A 21,900-nucleotide genomic window follows, 5' to 3' on the forward strand; every position below is an offset into this window, starting at 1 on the left:
GGAACGTGCGGATCGTCGTCGCCAACTGCAACACCACGCAGGAGATGACCGAGGAGATCGTGCGAGGTGCCCGGGCCGCGGCAGGCCCGGGCACCACCGTGACCGGCCTGACCCCAGCCTGGGGGCCCGAGCCGGCGGAGGGCTGGCTCGACAGCTTTCTCTCCGCCGCGGCGGTCATGGACGCGCTGCGGACCTACGACGGGCCGCCCTACGACGCCGTCGTCATGGCCCGCTTCGGTGAGCACGGACGTGAGGGCGTACGGGAGCTGGTGGACGTGCCCGTCGTCGACATCGCCGAGGCCGCGGCGCATCTGGCATGTCTGCTGGGGCGCCGGTACGCGGTCGTGACCACGCTGGAGCGGTCCTGCGGCCAGATCGAGGACAGCCTGGAGCTGGCCGGGGTGGGCCGCAACTGCGCCACCGTCGTCGGCACCGGGCTCGGCGTCCGCGATCTGGGCGACCGCGACCGCACGGGGGCGGCCTTCGTGGCGGCCGCCGAGCGGGCCCGGGCGGCGGGGGCCGAGGTACTGGTCTCGGGGTGCGCCGGGATGACGGGGCTGGAGAGGATGGTGGGGGACAAGCTGGGCCTGCCGGTCGTCGATGGCGTGGGCGCTGCGGTGAAGCCGGCCGAAGGACTCGTCGGGCTGGGCCTGACGACCAGCCGGGCGGGGAGCTTCGCGAAGCCGGTGCCGAAGCGGAGGGTGTGGGCGGGCCGATCCGTAGGGACACGAATTCAGGGATGGCGGGGCACCGGATCAAGGGGGACTCCTCATGTCCGGGTGGGATAACCGTTGGACAACCCCGGGCCGGACTCGCCACGCTTGCTCCCATGCGAAGCACATACCTCGGCCGATTCACGGGGGCGGACTTCTAGCGGCCTCGCCGGAAGTTCCGGCGGGCCCTCGGAGGTCCGTCATGTCCCGTACCGTCCACCACGTCCGTCTCCGGCACCGCGTCCACCCGGATCAACGGCCGTCCCAACGTCTGGGCCTCGGCCGGGACACCGGTCACCGCCTCACCGAACTCCGGTACAGCGCACGGGAGCTGGCCCGCGCGCGACACGAGCGGCGTCGTCCGTTGCCCGACCCGCTGGTGCGCGCGTTCCGCTCCTACACCTTCCCCCGGTCCCTGAACGAGCGGATCGCCGGCCCGTACGAGTCCCGTGCGCGCGCCGCGCTGTCCGTGTTCCGCTCCACCGCGCGCAACCACCTCCGCGCCGCCCCGCCGGGCGCGCTCCTTGCCGCGGCCGAGGAGCTGGACCACCCGCCCACCCGCCATCGCCACCAGGACGTGTGGAACGGCTGAACAGGGAAGGCCCGGCGTCTCTTCGGTCAATAACCCTTTGGGGTGATCGTGCTGGAGCCGCTACCGTCCTCGTCGTGGCGAAACTCAATCAGATCATCGCAGTCGAGAAGGGCATCAAGTCCAAGGCCCACCAGGACCTGAGCACGGCTCAGCACGGACTCCAGAAGCCCGCGCTGCTGGCCGGTATCTCGCGCACCTACCAGCCCAAGGACGAGGAGGGCGAGCAGCTGCCGCCCGAGTCGACGCGGGTACAGGTGAAGGCCGAGGACGTGCTGCGGGAGACCGCGGCCACGCTGACCCGGCTGTTCGACGTGACCGCCACGAAGGACTGGGCCAACTGCACCGCCCGAGCCGACGTGAAGGTCGACGGCCGTGTGCTCGTCGCCGAAGTGCCGGTGTCCTACCTGCTCTTCCTCGAGAAGCAGCTCGTCGACCTGACGGCCTTCGTGCGCAGGCTGCCCGTCCTCGACGCCTCCGAGTCCTGGGCGCAGGACCCCTCCACCGACGCGTGGAAGACCGAGCCGGTACGGACGCTGCGCACCAAGAAGGTGCCGCGCAACCATGTGAAGGCGGAGGCGACCGACAAGCACCCGGCGCAGGTCGAGGTGTACTACGAGGACATACCGGTCGGTTACTGGACGACCGTGAAGTTCTCGGGAGCCCTTCCCGCCCGCCGGGTCAACGAACTCCTGGCGCGCCTGGAGAAGGTGCAGCAGGCGGTGAAGTTCGCCCGGGAGGAGGCGAACGGCGCCGACGTCGTCGACCAGCGGGTCGGTGACGCCGTGTTCGGCTATCTGTTCGGGTAGCCTTCGAGACTCCCCGGTCCTTCGTGACCGGGGTGCGCGAGGAGCGCAAGCTGAAGCTGAAGCTTGTCGTGATGAGCGAACCGTACCCGCCGAGAAATTCAGGGACGGATCGCGATGAATCTCAGACTCTCGCTCCAGACTCAGCATTCGCCGCCGATCGCCGGAGCGACCGGGCCCAGGCCCCCGGACGTCGAATTGCCGGTTCAAGTCCGGCCCGCGCAGCTCGATGCGCGGTGGTCCAAAGGCAGGACGCGACGACATCACGACTGACCTGGGTCCTCAAGTGCGCCGGCGTGCGACATGGGTGGCTCCACAGGGGCCGGGGGCAGGCTACGCCCCCGGTCCCGCTCCCGTTTGCGGCCTTGCGTTCATAATGAACGCGGGATCCGGGCCAGGCGTCACCTCGCCGAAACACAACCGCCCCCACCTCTCCAGGACCGCCCCGTACCGTGGACACCACAGCTCACCGCTGACAAGCCCCGGCCACCGTCGCCCGAAGGCACACCCCCGCCCTCGCCCCGACAGGAGCTCCGTGTCCCCGCGCCCGCACATACCCGCCCGCGCACTCCGCCCGCTCGCCGCCCTTCCGCCCTGGCTCGCCCACGCCCTGCGCGCCCAGCGCGGGCCCGTCCCCTGGAGCGCGGTCACGCGTGGGACGCTCGCCGCCGGGCCGCTGCTTCTCGCGTCCGTCCTCGTCGGCCGGCTCTCTCTCGGGGTGGTCGCCGCCATCGCCGCGATGCTCGCCGGGATCAACGACCGGCCCGGCAGCAGGCGGACCGCCGTGAAACGGCTCGGGGCGCCCGCGCTCGTGGGTGCGGGAGGGCTGCTCGTCGGGACCTACGTCGGGGATCACGTCGGCGCCGTCGCGCTGACGGCCGTCCTCACCGGGCTCGGGCTCCTCGCCGGCGGGATGAGCGCCATCGGGCCCGTCGCGTCCGGCGCCGGGACGCAGCTGCTCGTCGCCTCGGCGATCGGCGCCGGGATGCCGGTCGCGGACGCCGGGTGGACGCGCGCCCTCGCCTTCCTCGCCGGAGCGGGCTGGCTGCTCGCGCTGCGGCTCGTGCTGCCCACACCCGGCTCGATGACCGGCGACTTCCGGTTCGACGGCGAACGGGACGCGGTGGCCCAGGTGTACGACGCCGTCGCGGAGCTGCTCGACGCCACGGGGACCGAGCACGCCACCGCCCGCCGTGCCGCGCTCACCGCGGCTCTCGACCACGCCCAGGACGCCCTCGCCGGACCCCGGCTCCGGCGCGGTGCGAGCTCCGCCTCCGAACGGCGGCTGCGCGCCCAGTACGCCGCCGCACTGCCCCTCGCCGAGGCCGCGACCGCCCTCGCCTGGGCCGCGGAGCGCCTCTCCGACCGGGCCTCGGCCGGGCCCCGACGGCTCGCCGCCGCCGTCCGCGAGAACACCCACACCGGGCCACTGCCCGCACCCTCCCGGTCCGCCCCCGCGCTGCGCGCCCTCGACGACGCCCTGCTGCACGCCGCCGACGCCTTCGACCAGGGCGGCGGCGGCAACCTGCACGCCCGCCGACGAGGCGTCCGCCACCTGCTGCGCGCCGGGTTCGGCGCGGGCGGCCGTGAGTACGGGCTGCGGGTCGCCCTCTCCTTCGGGGCCAGTGTCGCCGTCGCGCAGGCCCTGTACCACTCCCAGTGGTATGGCCGTCACACGCACTGGTACTGGCTGCCCGCCACGGCCGTCTTCCTGGTCAAGCCCGACCTCGGGCCCCTGGTGTCCCGGGTGCTGTGCCGGGCCGCGGGGACGGTGCTCGGGGCGCTGCTCTTCGCCGGCTTCGCCGCCTTGCTGCCCCGGCCGGAGGGGCTCGTGGCGCTGGTCGCCCTGTGCGGCGCGCTCATCCCCGTCTCCACCCGGCACTTCGCCGCCCAGACGGCCGTCGTCACCGTCCTCGTGCTGTCCCTGGTGATGGTCGGCGGAGAGCCCCAGGCCTCCGTCAGCCGGATCGTGGAAACCTTGCTGGCCTGCGCGATCGTGCTGATCGTCGGGCATCTGCCGATGCCGGGGGAGCGCGGCGGTCAGGTACGTGCCCGGCTCGCCGCCGCCGCGGGCGCCGCGCAGGCCTACCTCACCCATGTGCTCGACGGCCCCGACGACCGCGCCGCCCGCTGGACCCTGCGCCGCGAGGCCTACCGCGCCCTCGCCGAGGCCCGCACCGCCATCGCCCTCGCCGCCCACGAGCTGCCCGCCCTCGCCCGGCACACGGAGGGCACGGACGAGGTCGCCGCCGTCCTCGAACGGCTCGTCGACACGACCACCGCCTGCGCCGTCCACCTCGACGACACCGGACGGCTCACGGCACAGCACCGGGAGCGGCTCGCCGAACTCCTCGACGAACTCGCGGCGGGGCGGGAACGGGTGGGGCTGCGGGCGCCCGTGCCGGATCTGCCGGTGGCCGGGTAGCCCTGCGCTGCACTTCCCCGCCCTGACCTTCCCTGTGCTGTCGGATCCCGGTCCGTCAGTCGATCCGCACCCACACCGGCGCGTGGTCGGACCCCGGTTCGTTCCTGCGCTCCGCCGGATCGAGCCCCACCGACGGCAGCCGCAACCCCTCCTGCGACCCCGGACCCGCATCCGTGCGCGTGCCCGTGCCCGCCGATGTCAGCCGGTGGACCAGGCGGTGGCTCGTCAGTACGTGGTCGATCAGCTCGCGGCGACCGGAGTTGATCCGTGAGTAGCGGCGGTCGGCCGGGATCAGCGGGGCCACGTCCCACAGGCGGACCGCGTCACCCCGGTCGGCCGTCTCGAACCCGCGGGTGCCGATCTCCGAACCGGGCGGTCCGAGCAGGATCTGCGTGGTCGCCGCCTGGACCTCGTCGTTCAGGTCGCCCAGCACCGCCACGTCCCGCTCGCGGCCGTCGCCGGCCAGGAGGTCGTCGGCGAGCGCGCGCAGCGCCGTCGCCTCGGCGGCCCGACGGCAGAGGGCGTAGGCGCCGTAGCGGGCCCGTTCGCCCTCGTCGCGCGGGAAGAAACGATCACCCGGGTACGACAGCAGCTTCGACTTCAGATGGGCCACCGCCACCCGCAGCGGCCCGGCCGGCGTGACCGTCTCCACCGCGAGGAAGCCGCGCCCCGACCCGTCCGAGACGGCCCCCGAGTCGTCCGCCTGCACGGGCCGCAGTCTCGCCGGGTACGCGCGCGTGTCGGCCAGTACCTCCAGGGGCGTGCGGCTGATCACGCCGACCCGGATGCCCCGGCCGTCGGGGTGCGCGGACAGCGCCGCGTGCCAGGTGCCGCCCACCGTCTCCAGCAGGTCCGCCAGCGCCTCGGGCTCCCCGACCTCCTGGACGCCGAGCACGGCCGGGTCGAGCGCGGTGACGACGGCGGCGAGCGCGGTGAGCTTCGTCTCGTAGGCGGCCTCGTCCTTCGGGCCGAACGGTCCTTTGGGCCGGTACAGGTTCTCGAGGTTCCAGGTGCCGAGGAGCATGCCGGGCTCCCTCCAGGAGGTGTCGTGGCGCCAGAGTGCCCGTCCCGTCGGGCCCGGCGACAGGCTCGGGACGAGATGCGCGCCACGGCTCACTCGCGGGCACGACACCGTCGTACGTCGTCGCGGTGACGTCTTCTCCGCCGCCCTTCCCGGAGCCCACGGACCCCACGGACCCCACGGAGTTCCCGGACCCCACGGAGCCCCCGGAGCCTTCCCGCACAGCCGATCCCGAAATGCGTTCCGCGCCGGCGATGGGTTTCCGTGGCACCCGCAAGGCACCCCTCCGACGGACCGTCGCACAGGAGGGGCAGCCATGGCGCGTCCGGTGCTTCCGGAGACGCCATGGCGGGTCCGGTGCTTCCGGAGATCGTCTCGCGCGAGGAGTGGCGCGCCGCGCGCGAGGAACTGCGGGCCGAGGAGGAGGCGGTGGCACGCGCGCGTGACGCGCTCGCCGCCGAGCGGCGCGGACTGCCCATGGCCGAGGTCGGCAAGGAGTACGTCCTCGAGGGCGGCGACGGCAAGGCCGGGCTCCTCGAGCTGTTCGACGGCCGCCGCCAACTCGTCGTCCACCACTTCATGTTCGCCCCCGACTGGCAGAGCGGCTGCCGCTGCTGCGCGGCGTTCCTCGACCAGGTCGGTCATCTGGCCCACCTGAACGCGTACGGCACCTCGTTCGGCGTGGTGTCCAGAGCGCCCTTCACGAGGATCCTGCCGTTCAAGGCGCGCATGGGCTGGACGGTGCCCTGGTACTCCTCGTACGACGACGACTTCAACGGTGACTTCGAAGCGACGGTGGGGCGGGACGGCGGCCTCGCCGAGCGGCCCGGGGTCAGCTGCTTCCTCCGGGAGGGCGACCGGGTCTTCCACACCTACTCGGTGTTCGAGCGCGAGCTCGGCCGGCTCGGCCCGGCGATGGGCTTCCTGGACCGCACGGCGCTGGGGCCGCCGAGCGGTGCGCGCGTCCACTACCCCGACGAGTACGGGTTCTGACACGGAGCGTGCCCGAGATGTTCGTAAGGTGACCGGATTCTCACACTCTGCGTTGAACGCGTGTCAACTACGTCTCAGTCCCGCAACCGGCCGAGGCCTTCGACCTCCCCAGAGCGTTAACTCCTACAAGTACGACGCTGATCGGAGGTGCGAGATGGTGAACGGGCGGACCGTGCTCGAACGCTTTCCCGCGGGTGGGCCGCGGGGCTCGTGGCCGGCCGAGGAGTTCGCGCACGCGCGACGCATGGAGGGACTGGCCGCCGAGGTCGTCATGGACCTCGCCACGGACACGTTCCTGGTGGTCGTCCGGGGCGGCGACACCGCGCGGTGAGCCCTCAGCCCGCCTGTGACGGGGCGGGCACCTGCGCCGTGAACTGCTCGGCCTGAAGCGTGTACAGTTCGGCGTAGACGCCGCCGCCCGCCAGCAGCTCGTCCGGGGTCCCGGACTCCACCAGCCGGCCCTGGTCCAGGACGTGCACCAGGTCCGCGTGCCGGACCGACGCCAGCCGATGGGTGATCAGCACGACCGTCTGGCCGCTGTCGGCCAGCGCGCGGATCTTCTCGAAGACCTCCAGCTCGGCCCGGGCGTCCAGGGCCGCCGTCGGCTCGTCCACGATGAGGATGCGCCCGCGCCGGTACGCCGCCCGGGCGATGCCGAGGCGCTGCCACTGACCGCCGGACATTTCGTGCCCGCCGCTGAAGTGGCGGGCCAGCAGGGTGTCCAGACCGCGCGGCAGGTCCTCGACCACTTCCTGGGCGCCCGCCTCCGCGATCGACGCGGCCAGCCGTTCCTCGGTGAGCGGCGTGGCGGAACGGCCGATCGCGACATTGACCCGCGCCGTGAACGGCCACCGCTTGAAGTCCTGCGCCACCATCGCGATGCGCTCGGCCAGCTGGTGCCGGTCCGCGCCCGCCGCGTCCACGTCGTCCCACAGGATCCGGCCCCGGTCCGGCTTGTAGAGCCCCGCCAGCAGCTTGACCAGGGTCGTCTTGCCGGAGCCGTTCTCGCCGACGAGCGCGATGATGCGGCCGAGAGGGAGCGAGAGGCTGACGTCGTCGAGGGCGGGACGCGCCGACTCGCCCGGATAGCCGAACGTGACGTTCTCGAAGCGGATCTCCCGCGGCTCCTGCGGCAGGGCCGCGCCGCCCACCGGGATCGCCCGTTCGGCCGCCTCCACGTAGAGGCGTTGGAGGTCGCCCACGAACAGGGCCTCCTCGTGCAGCTGGTTGACCTCCAGGACGAGGGTGTTCAGGCTCGCGGAGCCGCTGCGGATCGCGATCACGGCCGTGCCCGCCACCGCCAGCGCCATCGTCCCGGTGAGCAGCAGCCCGCCCAGCGTGGCGTACGTGGCCAGCGTCGCCAGGCCCGTCCAGGTCGCCGCGAACAGTCCGGTGCGGGCCGCGAGACGGGCCAGCCGGGCCTGCTCCGCCTCCGCCGTCTCCGACATCGCGCGGAAGTGCCGCAGCAGGAACGGGCCGACGCCGTGGACTCGGATCTCCGGCGCGGCCGCCGGTTCGGTGAGGAGACCGGCGATCAGATGGCCCGCGCGCGCGTGCTGCACCCAGGTGTGGAAGGACTCGTAGCGGCGCCGGGCGTTGGTCAGGGCGCTCCAGGCACTCGGCAGCGTCATCGTCACCAGCAGCGGCAGCAGGAGCGGGTGCAGCACGGTGAGCACGCCCGCCGACGCGGCCAGCGAGATCATCGCGTTCACCACGCGCGTGCCGTGACTGATCATGTAGCGGCTGGACCGGGCCCCGTACTGAGCGGTGTCCAGCAGCTTGTGGAAGGCGTGGTCCTCGATCGCGGCGAGCTCGACGGCGGCGGCCCGTTCCAGATACAGCTCGGTCGCCACCCGCTCCACCTTGGGCTCGAGCCGCCCGGTCGCATACGTCGACGCGGCCCGCAGCAGCGCCCCGATCAGGAGGACGACGGCCATGGCGGCCAGCGCGGGGGCGGCGCCGCGCAGCCGGTCCTCGATGGGGCCGCCGGTGATGAGCCGGCCCAGCACGGCGTTCATCGCGAGCAGGCCGATGGCCTGCGCCACGCCCCGGGCGATCTCGGCGGACAGCACGATCCGGGCGGCTTTCGGGTCGGCCTGCCGGGCCAGACGCAGGCTGGTGCGCAGGAGGGACGGCAGCCGGGTGACCATGGCGCGGAAGTTCAGCTCCAGGAAGGCGTCCCGGTGCTGGTTCCAGCCCATGTCGTAGCGCAGCGGGCCGCCGAAGAGCAGCCGCTCCGACTCGGACACGTCACGATCGTCGGAACTCTGCGGTTTCCGTGCCCTGCCCGTCTCCCGTGCCCTGTCCGTCTGCCGTGCCTTGCCGGCTTCTCGTGCCTGGTCCGCCCCCCGTGCCGTCCCGGCCCCTCGCGCCTCTCCCACCGTCGGCCTCCCCCGATCGCGATAGTCGACGAACGGCCACTATCGCGGGACGAGACGGGTGAGGGCAGGGCGTGGGGCGGGAGAGCCGGGACGCGCGGGCGTGCGCCGGACTGCCCCGGGATCGGCTTCGGCCGGCGGAGGGGCGGCGGGCTATGCGCTGATCGCCCGTGACCAGGTGGGCGTCGTGCCCGTGAGACGGCACAGGGCCAGGTAGAGGGGGATCGGCGGGGTGTACGGAAGCGTGCCGTCCGGTCGGTGGATGAGGCCGGGGATGTGCGGCGAGTCCGGCAGGAGCGCACCCGTGGCGTAGTGCGCGGGGGCGGGCCACTCCAGGGCGTAGTCGGAGTCGGAGGGCACCAGCCACCACCAGCGCGCCTCGTCGGCGTAGACGCAGCCCACGCGCGGCAGGCGCGGCATGAGCAGCGGGCCGAGGCGGGCGGGGACGGAGACGGCGTCGCAGCCCAGCGGGGCCGCCATACCGTCGGGCACGGTCAGCCGGCGCGGCGGCTCGGGGGCGTGCGCACCGCCCGGCCCGCGCTTGAGGCGGACGAGCGTGTCGAGGGTCAGCAGCGGGGCCCGACCGGAGACCGCGCTCATGCCCTTCCCCGCTCGCGGCCGTGCTCGATCGGGAGGGGACCGGCGGAGTGGCCGGCCGGCCGTGCGTCGCGGACGCCCTCGTGCCCGGCATGGCCGCCGGCGGCGCGGTGCCACTGCGGTGCGATGCGGGGGGCCGGCCCCTCGAGTGCGGGTGCGGGTGCGGGTTTGGCGGAGGTCGCGGCGGTTGCGGCCGACGGCACGGGGTGTGGTCGTCGGGCGGCCCGGCCGGCCATGGCGCGGTACCACTGCTCGGCCTGCTCGTCCTCGTCACCCGGGCCGTCGGACGGCGCCGGCTTCGGGCGGGAGCCCCAGCCGAGGTCGTTGCGGGGACCGGCCGGGTCGGTGTGCGGCTCGGCGGGACCGTCGTGGAACTCGTCGAGGGTGTCGAGGAGCTCGCCCAGGTCGGAGTGGTGCGGCTCGGCCGTACCGAGGCTGTTGCGGGGCTCGGCGGGATCGCGGAGAGCCTCGGCCTTGCGGGTCAGGTCGGCCCAGACCAGCAGGCCGGGCCCGTGCTCCTGGGCGCCCCAGGCGTGACAGAGGGCTTCGACGAGGAGCAGCCCCCTGCCGTGCTCCTCCTCGGGACGCTGCGGGGAGGGATGGGGATCACCCGGCGCGCACCCCTCGTCGCGCACGGCTATGCGGACCAGGTCGTCGCCGTCGTGCAGCTCGCAGACGACGACGTCGCTCGCGGTGTGCACGATCGCGTTGGTGACCAGCTCGGATATGACCAGGGCGGCGGTGTCGCAGGTGTCCTCGCACACCGACCAGCCGGTCAGCCGGGCCCTCGTCAGGCGTCTGGCCTGGGCGGGGGAACCCGGATGGGCGGCCAGTTCGAATCGGAACCGGCGCTCGGCAGCGGCCTGGTCTGGGCCTGCTCCCGCGCTGGCACCGAGACCCTGGGGGCGGCCTGCGGCGGCGTCTGTTCCTAAGGGCGCGGACGGAATCACGCTTGCCACTATCGCCCCGCCGTGAACACTTGGCAAGTGTCACTCTGAAAAATGCAGAGTGCTGTGTGACGCGGTGGGGGGCCGTGGCACACTGCTCGCAACAGCACGTTGAACGGCGCCAATTGGGATCGCTGAAGATCCGTACGTATTCGTACAGAACTTCGAATCGATCGTCGAGCGGCGCCGTAAGGCTGTCGGGATTCTTTTCGTGACCGGCCGGGTCGGGGCTCGTGCGGCCCCCGCGCGTGACCGGCCGGGCTCTTCGTGGAGGTGGGGCGTGAGCGAACCGCGGTCCGCGCCGACGGTCGGACAGGTCGTCCTCGGCCGGCGCCTGCTGGACCTGCGGGAACGCGCAGGGCTCAAGCGCGAGGAAGCCGCCCGCATCCTGCGCGTCGCGCCCGCCACGGTCCGGCGTATGGAGATGGCCGAGGTCAGCCTCAAGATCCCGTACCTCCAGCTGCTGCTGAAGGCCTACGGGATCACCGACGAGGAGGCCGAGGGCTTCGTCCAGCTCGCCGAGGACGCGAACAAACCGGGCTGGTGGCAGCGGTTCCACGACGTCCTGCCCGGCTGGTTCTCGATGCACGTCAGCCTTGAGGGCGCCGCCGCCCTGATCCGCCAGTACGAGCCCCACTTCGTGCCCGGCCTGCTCCAGACCAAGGACTACGCGCGCGGTGTCCTGAAGTCCGGCGCCATCGGCCAGACCCGCCCGGAGGACATCGAGCGCCTCGTCGACCTGCGCATACAACGCCAGGACCTGCTCACCCGTCAGGACGCGCCCCGGCTGTGGGTCGTGATGGACGAGACGGTGCTGCGTCGCCCGGTCGGCGGCCCGGAGGTGATGCGCGCGCAGATCGACACCCTGCTCGAGGCCGCGAAGCTGCCCAATGTGACGTTGCAGGTCGCCCCGTTCGAGAACGGGCCGCATCCGGGCACGTACGGGCCCTTCGTGCTGTTCCGATTCGCCATGCCGGAGCTTCCGGACATGGTCTACAGCGAGTACCTGACCGGCGCCGTCTACCTCGACGCCCGCACCGAGGTGGCGACCCACCTCGAGGTCATGGACCGCATGGCGGCGCAGGCCGCTACAGCACATCGCACGAAGGAGATCCTCCGGGATCTCCGCAAGGAGTTGTGAATGAATCACATCAGGATCCAGTCCAGGCCGAGGGTCCGCGCTCAGCGGATCTACAACGGCATGCCCGCCCGGGAACTGGGCAGCGAGGGCTGGCACAAGCCGTGGAGCGGCGGCAACGGAGGCAACTGCCTGGAAGCGATGAAGCTCGCCGACGGCCGGATCGCCGTCCGGCAGTCCACCGACCCCGACGGGCCGGCGCTGATCTACACCTCCGACGAGATGACGGCCTTCATCGAGGGCGCCAAGGCGGGGGAGGCGGACTTCCTGCTGTCCTGAACGGACCTGTCTGACACTTTTTTGCTCGGCTCACCTCCCCACCCGCCCTTTCCCCACCCGTCGTTCCCCATCCCCGCTCACCCGTCCTTGTCTTCGCTCGACTTCCTTAATTTGGTAATGACTTGAACACTATTCGCGTCTCATGCTTACGGAGTGCCTCATGACCGGGCAGGACCCCACCGGAGCCGTAGAGATCGACACCAGCAAGCCCCATCCCGCACGGATGTACGACTGGTACCTCGGGGGGAAGGACAACTACCCCGTCGACGAGTGGGGGTACCGCCCACGCTCTTAAGGCAGTGGGGGAGGGCCGGCAGATGCTCGCCCTCGACCCGCGGGTGCCGGTGATGGCACGAGTCAACCGGGCCTTCATGCACCGCTCCACCCGCTGGCTGGCCGAGAACGGCGTACGGCAGTTCCTGGACGTCGGCACGGGCATCCCGACCGAGCCCAACCTCCACCAGGTCGCCCAGCGGATCGCGCCCGACGCCCGGGTGGTCTACTGCGACAACGACCCGATCGTGCTGGCCCACGCGGCCGCCCTGCTGCGCAGCACGTCGGAGGGGGTCACGGAGTACCTCCATCTCCCCGCAGGAGTCGGCGGCGGCCACGGCGAAGCCGAAGGCGGCGGGCGTCACCCTCGCGCTGCGCTCCCGCGCGGAGTTCAGCCGCTTCTTCGACGGGCTCGACCTGGTCGAACCCGGCGTCGCGGTGGTCCCCGAGTGGCACCCCGAGCTCGGCGAACCGGTGCCGGGGCAGGACGACGGCGTGATCCCGGGCTACGGGGCGGTGGGCCGCAAGCTCTGAGGCCCGCCGCGTCCGGGGCCGTGCGCGCCGTGGGACGTCCCCGGGACGCCCCACGGCGCGCCTCTTCCGGGGCCGCGCGTGCCTCACCCGGACGCGGAGCGCCGCCGCGCGTCCGGCGGCGGCAGGATCCGGCACAGCGCGTCCAGCGCCGCCCCGTAGGCGTGCTCCGCCGGCGTCGCGTAGCCGACGACGAGCCCGTCCTCCGGCGCCATGTCGGCTGCCGGATGCCGGAAGGCGGCCAGGCCGTCCAGGGCGACGCCCTGCCAGGCGGCCGCCTTGAGCGCGGACCGCTCGCTGCCGGGCGGCAGCCGCAGCACCGCATGCAGGCCGGCCGCGATCCCGGTGACCTCGACGTGCGGCGCCTGCGCGGTGAGCGCCTCGACCAGCCGGTCCCGGCGAGCGCGGTATCGCTGCCGCATACGCCGCACATGACGGTCGTACGCCCCGGACACGATGAGGTCGGCCAGGCTCAGCTGGTCCAGGACGCTCGCCCAGGCCTCCCGCTCGCCCTTGGCCGCGAGGACGCCGTCGACATACCGCTCGGGCAGCACCATCCAGCCCAGGCGCAGCGCGGGCGACAGGCTCTTGCTGACCGAGCCGAGGTAGATCACCCGCTCGGGATCGAGCCCCTGAACGGCGCCGACGGGCTTGCGGTCGTAGCGGAACTCCCCGTCGTAGTCGTCCTCGAGAAGGACCCCGCCACGCGCGCGTGCCCAGTCGATCACCGCGGTCCGGCGGCTCGCGTGCAGGGGGCCACCGGTCGGGAACTGGTGCGCGGGGGTGAGCAGCACCGCCCGTTCGCGATCCAGCCGCTCCACGCGCGCCCCGTCCGCGTCCAGCGGCAGCGGAGTCGTCCGCACGCCCGCCGCCGCCAGCAGCCCCCGGTGGAAGTCCAGGCCGTACGCCTCCACGGCCAGCGGACCGCGCGGGAGCGCGCCGCCCGGGGCGAACAGGAGACGCAGCGCATGGGCGAAGCCCGAGCAGATCACGATGCGCTCGGGCTCGGTGCGCACACCACGCGCGCGTGCCAGGTACTCGGTGAGGGCCTCCCGCAGTTCCCGGCGACCGGCGGGGTCACCGGGACCGAACGCCTCGTTGGGCGCCTGCTGGAGGGCCCGCCGGTAAGAGGCCAGCCAGGCCGCGCGCGGGAACGACGACGCGTCCGGGGTGCCCTGCCGCAGGTCGTGCCGGGGGCCACGCGCGCGTGGCGGTGCCTTGACGGGCGTGCGCTCGGCGGGCCGCAGGGGTTCGGTCCGGTCGGCGACCCGTGTACCGGAACCCTGCCGGGCGGTCAGCCAGCCCTCCGCGACGAGTTCCGCGTACGCGTCGGCCACCGTGTTGCGCGCGACGCCGAGGTCGGCGGCGAGTGAACGGTACGGCGGCAGCCGGGTGCCGGGGGGCAGGCGCCCGCCCCGCACGGCCTCGCGCAGCGCCCGGATCAGGGCGGCCCGCCGACCGCCCGGACCGGCCAGCTCCACATGCAGGTCGGCGCCGATCCGCTCCGCGGAATTGACCCACGAATCCACCATGGAAATGCACCCTACAGGGGGTCTTTCCGGCCCGTAGGTTGAAGGACATGACGACGGACACGACGACGAACACGACGACCGGCACGACGACGAACACGGCGACCGGCACGACGACGAACACGACGGCGGGCACGACGACGAACACGACGGCGGGCACGACGACTAACACGACGGCGGGCACGGCCGGTGCGGGTGTGGCGGCGGCGGTGGCCGGACGGTCCCGCCTCGACTTCGGGAAGACCGCCGGCAAGGCGTTCCGCGCCCTCATCGGCTTCGACGCCGCCGCCCGCGAGGGCCTCGACCCGGCGCTCGTCGAACTGATCCAGATCCGCGCCTCGCACCTCAACCACTGCGCCTACTGCCTCCACATGCACACGAGCGACGCCCGCAAGGCCGGTGAGAGCGAGGAGCGGCTGCACATGGTCGCCGTCTGGCGCGAGGCCCGCCACTTCTTCACCGAGAAGGAGCAGGCGGCCCTGGCCCTGACGGAGGCCGTCACGCTGGTGGCCGACGGCGGCGTCCCGGACGAGGTCTACGCCGAGGCCGCCGCCGGCTTCGACGAGCGGGAGCTCGCGCAGGTGCTGGCCCTGATCTGCACGATCAACACCTGGAACCGGGTGGCCCTGGCGACGGGGAAGCTGGCCGGCACGGACGAGCGCCGCTGAGACGATCCGGCCGGGTGCCGCACCGGTCACCCGGTCACCCGGTCGCCCGGTTCCGGACGCCCGGTCGCCCGGTCGCCCGGTCACCCGGTTCCGGACGCCCTGTCCGGGACTAGGTGCTCATCGGACGGTCGTACGGGCCGATCGGCGTCGGCAGCCGTGAACTCCCCGTCAGGTGACGGTCGACGGCCGACGCGACCGACCGCCCCTCGGCGATGGCCCACACGATCAGCGACTGCCCGCGCGCCGCGTCCCCCGCGGCGAACACGCCGGGGACGTTCGTCGCGAAGCCGGCGTCCCGCGCGATCGTGCCGCGCGGCTCCAGCGTCAGCCCCAGCTGCTCGACGAGCCCGTCCTCCCGGTCGGGCCCGGAGAAGCCGAGGGCCAGCAGCACGAGGTCGGCGGGGAGCGCCCGCGCGGTGCCGTCCACCGGCCTCCGCCGCGCGTCGACCTCGACGAGGTGCAGCGACTGCACGTGGCCGGCCCCGTCGCCGGTGAAGCGGAGCGTGGAAGCCGCGAACAGCCGCGCGTCCGCGTCCGCCGCCGGCGCGGACTCCAGATCGCGCGCCTCCTCGTGCGCCGCCGAGAGCCGGTAGATCTTCGGATACGTCGGCCACGGGTCGGTGTCCTCGTCGCGCTCCGCACCGGGCTGCGCGTAGATGTCCAGCTGGGTCACGGACGCGGCGCCCTCGCGTACCGCCGTGCCCAGACAGTCGGCGCCCGTGTCACCACCGCCGACGATGACGACGTGCTTTCCGGCGGCGGACATCGGGGACGACTCCAGGTCCCCCTCGCCCACCCGGTTGGCCAGCGGCAGATACTCCATCGCCTGCTGTATGCCGGTCAACTCCCGCCCCGGAACGTGCAGTTCGCGCCAGTCCGTCGCCCCGGTGGCGATCACCACGGCGTCGTAGCGGACCCGCAGATCCGCGGCCATGACATCCCGCCCGATGGTGGTCGAGGTGCGGAACTTCGTGCCCTCGGCCCGCATCTGCTCGATCCGGCGCTCCAGGTGGTGCTTCTCCATCTTGAAGGAGGGGATCCCGTACCGCATCAGTCCGCCGATCCGGTCGTCCTTCTCGTAGACGGCGACCGTGTGCCCGGCCCGGGTCAACTGCTGCGCCGCGGCGAGCCCGGTGGGCCCGGAACCGATCACCGCGACCGTCTTGCCGGACAGCCGGTCCGGCGGTCGCGGAGGCGTGAGACCGTCCGCCCAGGCCCGGTCGGCGATGGCGACCTCGACGTTCTTGATGGTGACGGCCGGCTGGTTGATGGCGAGGACGCACCCGGCCTCGCACGGTGCCGGGCACAACCGGCCGGTGAACTCGGGGAAGTTGTTCGTCGCGTGCAGCCGGTCGCTCGCCGCCCGCCAGTCCTCCCGGGACACCAGGTCGTTCCACTCGGGGATCAGGTTGCCGAGCGGACAGGCGTCGTGGCAGAACGGGACGCCGCAGTCCATACAGCGGTCGGCCTGCTTGCTGACGATGGGCAGCAGCGCCCCGGGGACGTACACCTCGTCCCAGTCGCGCACCCGCTCCTCGACCGGCCGCCGGGGCCAGTCCTCGCGGGGCGTGGTCATGAATCCCTTGGGATCGGCCATGGGCGTCTTCCTCGCGTACGCGTACGACAGGCCGAGCGTCATCGGGCGGCACTCTCTCGGCCACGATACGTCGCGTCGGCCACCCACGCAGAGCGGGGGACAGCGCTTTCCGCGCTGGGCGTCCGGTACGTCGCCGGGTGTCCGTGCCCGGTCAGACCAGGGCCAGGACGTACACGACCGCCGAGGCCGCGGACGCGACCGCGCGCACGTGGTTCCAGCGCGTCCACTGACGCAGATAGACCGGCCAGTACGTGACGGCCTCCGGCGTGCCGGGGTCCAGCTTCGCCAGTGCCTCGTTGCGCGGCACGTTGGCCGTCACGGTCACCGCGAACGCACCGCACAGGTACAGCGCGCTGCCCAGCAGCAGGTGGACCGTGCCGTCGTCCGGCCACAGCACGAAGGTCACCACGGCGATCACCGCGCACACCGCCGCCGCACCGAGGAACAGGACCATGAACGCCGGGGTCATCGCCGAGGAGTTGATCGCGTTCATCGCCGCGACGCCCTGCGCGGGCGGCAGCGCGGCGAGTCCCCGCATCACCAGGACCGAGAAGGCACAGAAGACCCCGGCCATCAGCCCCGTGGTCAGAGTGCCCGCCAGCGCGAGCACCTCATAGGGTCCATCGATCATGACAACGTCAACTCCCACCCGTGATGCGGAGATCCTGCCCGGGTCCGCCCCTCACCTCAAGTGAAATCCCGTTCATGATCGGTGACCATGGCCGAAACCCGCGGGGACATGCGCGGACGTCCACCAGGCCGCCGTTCGGACTCCCGGACCGTCTCGGCCGTCCCGTCGCCTCCCTCCCGCCACGTCCGTATCCGGGCCTCCACGTCCGCCGCGATCCGCCGACGCGCCTCGTGCCGGGGCATGCCGCTCATCAGCAGCCGGTCGTAGGGCGTGTCCAGATGCCGTACGGACGCCACGACCGCGGAGACGACGGCTCCCTCGGACAACGCCCGCCCGGCGGAGCTGCGTCCCACCCGGCCACTGCCCCGCAGGGAGGCGTGCGTGGCGATCCCGCGCGCCCGGTCTCCCGGGCAGCCGGGAAGCAGCCGCAGGATCTCCGCAGCGAACGCCTCCGTGAAGCGCTCGTCCTGCGCCGCCCGGCGCCGCGCGTCCCGGGTCCGGCGCCGCCGCCGTGCCTCGGCGTCCACGAGGCACCGCTCCTCGGCCCGCGCGAGCGCCGCCTCCTCCACCAGGACGCCCTGGCGCTCGTAACGCCCCTTGCGCCGGTTGAACCGCACCACCACCGCCGACAGCCCGCTCTCCTCCCGCGACCTGCGGGTCAGTGCCGTGTCACCGCGCGCCAGGAACACCAGGTGCCCCAGATCGGCGCAGTCGAGGCAGCGCGGCGCGGCGTCCTCCAGGACCAGCATCGGCAACGGCCCGCGACGGCACCCGGCACAGTGCTTCCGCCGGAGCGGCTGGACGACGAGGAGCCCGGTGCGGGGCGCGGGAGCGGTGCGGGCTGCGGCTGCCATACGGCCTTCATGCCCCCAGGTGCACGCGGCAGCACCTGGCCACCGGCCCGTGGACGGATGAACAGCGGCCGGTGGAGGCGGTCGATGGAGGTGGCCGACGGGGTCAGGTCGCGGACGAAGGGCCGCTGGACGCAGGCGGCTGGAGGCAGGCGGCTGGAGGCAGGCCGCTGGAGGCAGGCCGCACCGGGACGAGGCGGCCGGAACGGCGCCTGACGCATCATGGACCGGGTGCGACTCGAAGCGATCACCTGGGAACGGCTCGGCGACCTCCTCGCCGAGCGGCTGCTCGACCTGAAGCCCGGCGACGGCATCCGTTGGCCACGCATCGCCTTCGACGGCGCCCCGGCAGCCCGTCCCGGAGACCTCGCCGAGCGGGTCGCCGAGGCTCTGCACACCCGTGGCCGCCCCTCCCGGGTCGTGGACACGCACGGCTTCCTGCGCCCCGCCTCCCTCCGCCTGGAGTACGGCCGGCACGATGTGGACGCCTACTACGACGGCTGGTTCGACACAGGCGCCCTGTGGCGCGAGGTGTTCGATCCCCTCGAACCCGGCGGCGACGGACGGATCCTGCCCGATCTCCGGGACCCCGTCACCGACCGTGCCACCCGCAGCCCCTACGTCCCCCTCCCGCCCGGCGGCTTCCTGCTGCTGCACGGCCCCCTTCTGCTGCGGCACTGGTTCCCCTTCGACCTGACCGTCCACGTCCTCCTCTCCCCGCCGGCCCTGCGCCGGCGCACCCCCGAAGCCGACCACTGGACGCTGCCCGCCTTCGAGCGATACGTCCAGGAGACCGATCCGGCCGCCGCGGCCGACGTCCTCGTCCGCGCCGACGACCCCCGCCATCCGGCCTGGGGCGGCTGATCCGGAGCCGGCGAACCGCGGGACGACCCGCTCTGTTCCGAGGGGGGAGCCTGGGAGAGCCCAGAGGGGAGCCGCGGGGGAGCCGGGGGGCGGAGTGCCGGGCCCGGCGTGCCGCGCTCCGGGTGCGGGCGCCAGGTGGCGCGGCAAGAATGTAGGGCGCCGGGACCAGCGGTGCCCCCCGTGCCGCGCCGGCCGTCCGGCACCGGGAGGTACTTCATGACCACCGCCGCAGACATCATGCACCGGGGCGCCCAGTGGATCCCCGCCCACGAGACCCTCGACCGGGCCGCCCAGCTGATGCGCGAACTGAACGTCGGCGCGCTCCCCATCAGCGACGAGAACGAGCGGCTCTGCGGGATCCTCACCGACCGGGACATCGTCGTCGGCTGCGTGGCCATGGGGCACGACCCCGCCGAGGTCACGGCCGGCGAGATGGCCCAGGGCACACCGCGCTGGATCGACGCGGGCGCCGACGTCGGCGAGGTGCTCCAGGAGATGCAGGAACACCAGATCCGCCGGCTGCCCGTCATCGAGAACAAGCGCCTGGTGGGCATGATCAGCGAGGCCGACCTCGCCCGGCACCTGCCCGAGGAGCAGATCGCCACCTGGGCCGAGACCGTCTACGCCAGGTCCGGCCCCGTCCGGCACTGACAGCGGTGACAGTACTGACAGCCGAGACAGCCGAGGCAGCCGAGACAGCCGGTGCAGCAGCCGTGGCAGCCGTGGCAGCCGAGACAGCCGGTGCAGCAGCCGTGGCAGCCGTGGCAGCCGGGACAGCGGTGGCAGCGGTCGCCCGGGCCGGAGCGGTCGCTCAGAGCCAGCCGTTGCGCCGGAAGCCGCGGTACAGGACCCAGCACGCGACGGATATCACGCCGACGACCAGGGGGTAGCCGAACCTCCAGTGCAGCTCCGGCATGTGGTCGAAGTTCATGCCGTACATCCCGCAGACCATCGTCGGCACGGCGATCACCGCGGCCCAGGCCGTGATCTTGCGCATGTCCTCGTTCTGCGCGACCGTGACCTGCGCCAGGTGCGCCTGAAGGATCGAGTTGAGCAACTCGTCGAAGGCGGCGATCTGCTCCGTGGCACGCAGCAGGTGGTCGGAGACGTCCCGGAAGTAGGCCTGTATCTCCGGATCGATCACCCGGACCGGCCGGTCCGCGAGGTCCAGCAGCGGACGACCGAGCGGTACCACCGCCCGCTTCAGCTCGAGGAGTTCACGCTTGAGCTGGTAGATGCGACCCGGATCCGCCCGTGCGCCGTTCGCCGCGAAGACATCCGTCTCGACCTTGTCGATGTCCTCCTGTACGGAGTCGATGACATTGAGGTAGTCGTCCACCACATGGTCCGCGATCGCGTGCAGTACCGCCGAAGGCCCCTTGGCCAGCTGAGCCGTGTCGGACTCCAGCTCCTCGCGCAGCGGGCCCAGCGAACCGTGCCGTCCGTGGCGCACCGTGATCACGAAGTCCCGGCCGACGAACACCATGATCTCGCCGGTGTTGACCACTTCGCTGGTCGCCGTGAGTTCCTCGTGCTCGACGTAGCAGACCGTTTTGAACACGGCGAACAAGGTCTCCCCGTACCGCTCGACCTTGGGCCGCTGATGAGCCTCGACGGCGTCCTCGACGGCCAGCGGATGCAGGTCGAAGAGCTCGGCGATGCCGGCGAACTCTTCGTTCGTCGGCTCGTGCAGGCCGAGCCAGACGAAACCGTGGCCGTGCTTGCGCACCCGTTGCACCGTCTCGACCAGATCGCCGCCGCGCGGGGCCCGGACGCCGTCCCGGTACGTCACGCAGTTCACCACCGAGGAGCCCAGCGGGGACCGCGCGGGGTGACTCAGGTCGACCTTCGGGCGTCGCCGGGCCAACCGCGTCACCCTGCGCAGGCCGCCGACCCCTCCGAGGCCGGTGACCTTCCGCAGATTCCCCGCCATGGTCATCTGGGTCTCCTTGCGTGTATCTCCGCGGGCCGCGCTCCCGCGTCCTGGCGCGCCAGTCTGCCAGGCCCGCGTATGCCGAGGGTAAGCCTGTGGAAAGGGGCGGTTCCGCTTTGTTCCCGCCTGTGGACGACGGGTACCGCGGACGGCTCTCGGGACCGGCGGCCGGCCGTACCCGGTACGGTTTCCCGGCGTTGCCGACCGCATCCGGGCCGGGCTGTCCCGTACCCCCATCCCGGCCGCGTCGACGACCTCCGCAGAGCGGGACAACTGGGATGATCGGCGCATGACGCGATCCGACGGGTACCTCCTCGACAACCGGCAGCCCGAGGCGGGGGAACGCTTCGACGCCTTCGCCGCCCTCTTCGACGCCACGACGTTCCGCCACTTCGAGGCGCTCGGGGTCGGGCCCGGCTGGCGCTGCTGGGAGGCCGGCGCCGGCGGCACCTCCGTGGTGTCCTGGCTGGCGAAGAAGGTCGGCCCGACAGGCAAGGTCCTCGCGACCGACATCGACACCTCCCTGCTGACTTCGGCGGCCCGCCCGCCGGTCGAGGTGCGCGTCCACGACCTCGGCACCGAGGAGCCGCCGATGGAGGGCTTCGACCTGGTGCACGCCCGGCTCGTGCTGGTCCATGTGCCGGACCGGGAGCGGGCGTTGCGATCGATGGTCAAGGCGCTGCGACCGGGCGGACGGCTCCTGATCGAGGACGGCGACCCCGCCCTCCAGCCCCTGCTCTGCCCCGACGAGCACGGCCCCGAACAGCAGCTGGCGAACCGCTTGCGGCACGGCTTCCGCACGCTTCTGGCCGGCCGGGGCGCCGACCTCGCCTACGGTCGTAAGCTGCCGCGTCTGCTTCGCGAGGCCGGACTGCGCCGGGTCGAGGCCGACGCCTACTTCCCCGTCACCTCACCCGCCGGCGCGGCCCTGGAGTCCGCGACGGTCCGCCAGATCCGCGCCGAGCTCGTCCAAGCGGGCCTCGCGACCGACGTGGACATCGACCGGCACCTGGCGAACGTCGCCTCCGGGGACATGGACCTGGCCACGGCGCCCATGATCTCGGCGTGGGGACGCAAGGGGTAGAAGAGGCAAGCGGGTAGGAGGCGTGCGCGGTGGACGGCGTATGGCGTAGACGG

At 72.8% G+C, this 21,900-nt stretch carries 20 protein-coding genes and 2 pseudogenes; 13 read left to right on the forward strand and 9 right to left on the reverse strand.

Going from position 1 to position 21,900, the window contains the following annotated elements; genetic code table 11:
- The first annotated feature begins 5 nt into the window (after positions 1 to 5).
- The 4 genes from ACFWBD_RS16975 to ACFWBD_RS16990 all read left to right on the forward strand — a co-directional run bounded on the left by ACFWBD_RS16975 (position 6) and on the right by ACFWBD_RS16990 (position 4,533).
- On the forward strand, positions 6 to 788 hold the full coding sequence (locus ACFWBD_RS16975; protein ID WP_385667423.1) for an aspartate/glutamate racemase family protein: 783 nt from the start codon (positions 6 to 8) through the stop codon (positions 786 to 788).
- Positions 789 to 915: 127 nt separating this feature from the next.
- Entirely contained in the window at positions 916 to 1,305 is a 390-nt protein-coding gene (locus ACFWBD_RS16980) for a hypothetical protein (protein WP_385667362.1), read from the forward strand.
- Positions 1,306 to 1,379: 74 nt separating this feature from the next.
- The gene (locus ACFWBD_RS16985) at positions 1,380 to 2,111 is read left to right on the forward strand and encodes a hypothetical protein (RefSeq protein ID WP_385667363.1); all 732 of its coding nucleotides are present in this window, start codon (positions 1,380 to 1,382) and stop codon (positions 2,109 to 2,111) included.
- Positions 2,112 to 2,643: 532 nt separating this feature from the next.
- The gene (locus ACFWBD_RS16990; RefSeq protein ID WP_385667364.1) at positions 2,644 to 4,533 is read left to right on the forward strand and encodes an FUSC family protein; all 1,890 of its coding nucleotides are present in this window, start codon (positions 2,644 to 2,646) and stop codon (positions 4,531 to 4,533) included.
- 55 nt (positions 4,534 to 4,588) lie between these two features.
- Here ACFWBD_RS16990 and ACFWBD_RS16995 read toward each other — a convergent pair whose 3' ends face one another.
- Positions 4,589 to 5,557 carry an endonuclease/exonuclease/phosphatase family protein gene (locus ACFWBD_RS16995; RefSeq protein WP_385667365.1) on the reverse strand — a complete coding sequence of 323 codons (969 nt, stop codon included), beginning with the start codon at positions 5,555 to 5,557 and terminating at the stop codon, positions 4,589 to 4,591.
- Between the two features lie 342 nt (positions 5,558 to 5,899).
- Here ACFWBD_RS16995 and ACFWBD_RS17000 point away from each other — a divergent pair, with 342 nt between their 5' ends.
- Together ACFWBD_RS17000 and ACFWBD_RS17005 are read left to right on the forward strand one after the other, a co-directional pair.
- The gene (locus tag ACFWBD_RS17000) at positions 5,900 to 6,547 is read left to right on the forward strand and encodes a DUF899 family protein (RefSeq protein WP_385667366.1); all 648 of its coding nucleotides are present in this window, start codon (positions 5,900 to 5,902) and stop codon (positions 6,545 to 6,547) included.
- A gap of 154 nt (positions 6,548 to 6,701) precedes the next feature.
- A complete protein-coding gene (locus ACFWBD_RS17005; RefSeq protein ID WP_351767768.1) occupies positions 6,702 to 6,878 on the forward strand; it encodes a hypothetical protein in 177 nt (58 codons plus the stop codon).
- 4 nt (positions 6,879 to 6,882) lie between these two features.
- Here ACFWBD_RS17005 and ACFWBD_RS17010 read toward each other — a convergent pair whose 3' ends face one another.
- The 3 genes and pseudogenes from ACFWBD_RS17010 to ACFWBD_RS17020 all read right to left on the reverse strand — a co-directional run.
- Positions 6,883 to 8,748 (reverse strand): ABC transporter ATP-binding protein, encoded by a 1,866-nt coding sequence (locus ACFWBD_RS17010; RefSeq protein WP_385667424.1) that lies wholly within the window; start codon positions 8,746 to 8,748, stop codon positions 6,883 to 6,885.
- A gap of 330 nt (positions 8,749 to 9,078) precedes the next feature.
- Complete coding sequence (locus ACFWBD_RS17015) at positions 9,079 to 9,525, reverse strand: hypothetical protein (RefSeq protein WP_385667367.1); 447 nt, start codon at positions 9,523 to 9,525, stop codon at positions 9,079 to 9,081.
- Between the two features lie 257 nt (positions 9,526 to 9,782).
- Positions 9,783 to 10,481 (reverse strand): annotated as a pseudogene (locus ACFWBD_RS17020) (ATP-binding protein); the annotation flags it as partial.
- A gap of 268 nt (positions 10,482 to 10,749) precedes the next feature.
- On the opposite strand from ACFWBD_RS17020, the gene ACFWBD_RS17025 reads away from it, so the two are divergent.
- The 3 genes and pseudogenes from ACFWBD_RS17025 to ACFWBD_RS17035 all read left to right on the forward strand — a co-directional run bounded on the left by ACFWBD_RS17025 (position 10,750) and on the right by ACFWBD_RS17035 (position 12,693).
- A complete protein-coding gene (locus ACFWBD_RS17025; RefSeq protein ID WP_385667368.1) occupies positions 10,750 to 11,610 on the forward strand; it encodes a helix-turn-helix transcriptional regulator in 861 nt (286 codons plus the stop codon).
- Complete coding sequence (locus ACFWBD_RS17030) at positions 11,611 to 11,886, forward strand: DUF397 domain-containing protein (RefSeq protein WP_351767763.1); 276 nt, start codon at positions 11,611 to 11,613, stop codon at positions 11,884 to 11,886.
- A 160-nt stretch (positions 11,887 to 12,046) separates the two neighbouring features.
- Positions 12,047 to 12,693, forward strand: a pseudogene (locus ACFWBD_RS17035) (SAM-dependent methyltransferase).
- Between the two features lie 83 nt (positions 12,694 to 12,776).
- On the opposite strand, the gene ACFWBD_RS17040 reads toward ACFWBD_RS17035, so the two are convergent.
- Entirely contained in the window at positions 12,777 to 14,222 is a 1,446-nt protein-coding gene (locus tag ACFWBD_RS17040; RefSeq protein ID WP_385667369.1) for a PLP-dependent aminotransferase family protein, read from the reverse strand.
- Positions 14,223 to 14,269: 47 nt separating this feature from the next.
- Between ACFWBD_RS17040 and ACFWBD_RS17045 the strand changes: the two genes are divergently transcribed.
- Entirely contained in the window at positions 14,270 to 14,887 is a 618-nt protein-coding gene (locus ACFWBD_RS17045) for a carboxymuconolactone decarboxylase family protein (protein WP_385667370.1), read from the forward strand.
- A gap of 109 nt (positions 14,888 to 14,996) precedes the next feature.
- Here the strand turns inward: ACFWBD_RS17045 and ACFWBD_RS17050 are convergent, their stop codons facing one another.
- The 3 genes from ACFWBD_RS17050 to ACFWBD_RS17060 form a co-directional block, all read right to left on the reverse strand.
- Positions 14,997 to 16,484 carry a glutamate synthase subunit beta gene (locus tag ACFWBD_RS17050; protein WP_385667425.1) on the reverse strand — a complete coding sequence of 496 codons (1,488 nt, stop codon included), beginning with the start codon at positions 16,482 to 16,484 and terminating at the stop codon, positions 14,997 to 14,999.
- 151 nt (positions 16,485 to 16,635) lie between these two features.
- Entirely contained in the window at positions 16,636 to 17,115 is a 480-nt protein-coding gene (locus ACFWBD_RS17055; RefSeq protein ID WP_385667371.1) for a DUF1772 domain-containing protein, read from the reverse strand.
- 56 nt (positions 17,116 to 17,171) lie between these two features.
- The gene (locus ACFWBD_RS17060; RefSeq protein WP_385667372.1) at positions 17,172 to 17,969 is read right to left on the reverse strand and encodes a DUF2293 domain-containing protein; all 798 of its coding nucleotides are present in this window, start codon (positions 17,967 to 17,969) and stop codon (positions 17,172 to 17,174) included.
- 219 nt (positions 17,970 to 18,188) lie between these two features.
- Between ACFWBD_RS17060 and ACFWBD_RS17065 the strand changes: the two genes are divergently transcribed.
- Both ACFWBD_RS17065 and ACFWBD_RS17070 read left to right on the forward strand, forming a co-directional pair.
- Positions 18,189 to 18,830 (forward strand): uridine kinase, encoded by a 642-nt coding sequence (locus tag ACFWBD_RS17065; RefSeq protein ID WP_385667373.1) that lies wholly within the window; start codon positions 18,189 to 18,191, stop codon positions 18,828 to 18,830.
- Positions 18,831 to 19,046: 216 nt separating this feature from the next.
- Positions 19,047 to 19,481: a CBS domain-containing protein gene (locus ACFWBD_RS17070; RefSeq protein WP_385667374.1), complete on the forward strand. Its 435-nt coding sequence runs from the start codon at positions 19,047 to 19,049 to the stop codon at positions 19,479 to 19,481.
- Positions 19,482 to 19,641: 160 nt separating this feature from the next.
- Here ACFWBD_RS17070 and ACFWBD_RS17075 read toward each other — a convergent pair whose 3' ends face one another.
- Positions 19,642 to 20,769 (reverse strand): magnesium and cobalt transport protein CorA, encoded by a 1,128-nt coding sequence (locus ACFWBD_RS17075; protein WP_385667375.1) that lies wholly within the window; start codon positions 20,767 to 20,769, stop codon positions 19,642 to 19,644.
- A gap of 283 nt (positions 20,770 to 21,052) precedes the next feature.
- Here ACFWBD_RS17075 and ACFWBD_RS17080 point away from each other — a divergent pair, with 283 nt between their 5' ends.
- Positions 21,053 to 21,847, forward strand: coding sequence for a methyltransferase (locus ACFWBD_RS17080; RefSeq protein WP_385667376.1), 795 nt, complete (start codon positions 21,053 to 21,055; stop codon positions 21,845 to 21,847).
- Positions 21,848 to 21,900 lie beyond the last annotated feature (53 nt).

Origin of the sequence: Streptomyces sp. NPDC060002 (genome assembly GCF_042737245.1) — a bacterium.
Taxonomy (GTDB): domain Bacteria; phylum Actinomycetota; class Actinomycetes; order Streptomycetales; family Streptomycetaceae; genus Streptomyces.

Bases quoted from the DNA above. Each gene is read 5' to 3' on its own strand.
- ACFWBD_RS16980 (WP_385667362.1), top strand. From the start codon at position 916: ATGTCCCGTACCGTCCACCACGTCCGTCTCCGGCACCGCGTCCACCCG.
- ACFWBD_RS17075 (WP_385667375.1), bottom strand. From the start codon at position 20,769: ATGACCATGGCGGGGAATCTGCGGAAGGTCACCGGCCTCGGAGGGGTC.
- ACFWBD_RS17005 (WP_351767768.1), top strand. From the start codon at position 6,702: ATGGTGAACGGGCGGACCGTGCTCGAACGCTTTCCCGCGGGTGGGCCG.
- ACFWBD_RS16995 (WP_385667365.1), bottom strand. From the start codon at position 5,557: ATGCTCCTCGGCACCTGGAACCTCGAGAACCTGTACCGGCCCAAAGGA.
- ACFWBD_RS17015 (WP_385667367.1), bottom strand. From the start codon at position 9,525: ATGAGCGCGGTCTCCGGTCGGGCCCCGCTGCTGACCCTCGACACGCTC.
- ACFWBD_RS17045 (WP_385667370.1), top strand. From the start codon at position 14,270: ATGACGACGGACACGACGACGAACACGACGACCGGCACGACGACGAAC.
- ACFWBD_RS17055 (WP_385667371.1), bottom strand. From the start codon at position 17,115: ATGATCGATGGACCCTATGAGGTGCTCGCGCTGGCGGGCACTCTGACC.
- ACFWBD_RS17030 (WP_351767763.1), top strand. From the start codon at position 11,611: ATGAATCACATCAGGATCCAGTCCAGGCCGAGGGTCCGCGCTCAGCGG.
- ACFWBD_RS17065 (WP_385667373.1), top strand. From the start codon at position 18,189: ATGGACCGGGTGCGACTCGAAGCGATCACCTGGGAACGGCTCGGCGAC.
- ACFWBD_RS17040 (WP_385667369.1), bottom strand. From the start codon at position 14,222: ATGGTGGATTCGTGGGTCAATTCCGCGGAGCGGATCGGCGCCGACCTG.
- ACFWBD_RS17000 (WP_385667366.1), top strand. From the start codon at position 5,900: ATGGCGGGTCCGGTGCTTCCGGAGATCGTCTCGCGCGAGGAGTGGCGC.
- ACFWBD_RS17080 (WP_385667376.1), top strand. From the start codon at position 21,053: ATGACGCGATCCGACGGGTACCTCCTCGACAACCGGCAGCCCGAGGCG.
- ACFWBD_RS17070 (WP_385667374.1), top strand. From the start codon at position 19,047: ATGACCACCGCCGCAGACATCATGCACCGGGGCGCCCAGTGGATCCCC.
- ACFWBD_RS17010 (WP_385667424.1), bottom strand. From the start codon at position 8,748: ATGGGCTGGAACCAGCACCGGGACGCCTTCCTGGAGCTGAACTTCCGC.
- ACFWBD_RS17060 (WP_385667372.1), bottom strand. From the start codon at position 17,969: ATGGCAGCCGCAGCCCGCACCGCTCCCGCGCCCCGCACCGGGCTCCTC.
- ACFWBD_RS17050 (WP_385667425.1), bottom strand. From the start codon at position 16,484: ATGGCCGATCCCAAGGGATTCATGACCACGCCCCGCGAGGACTGGCCC.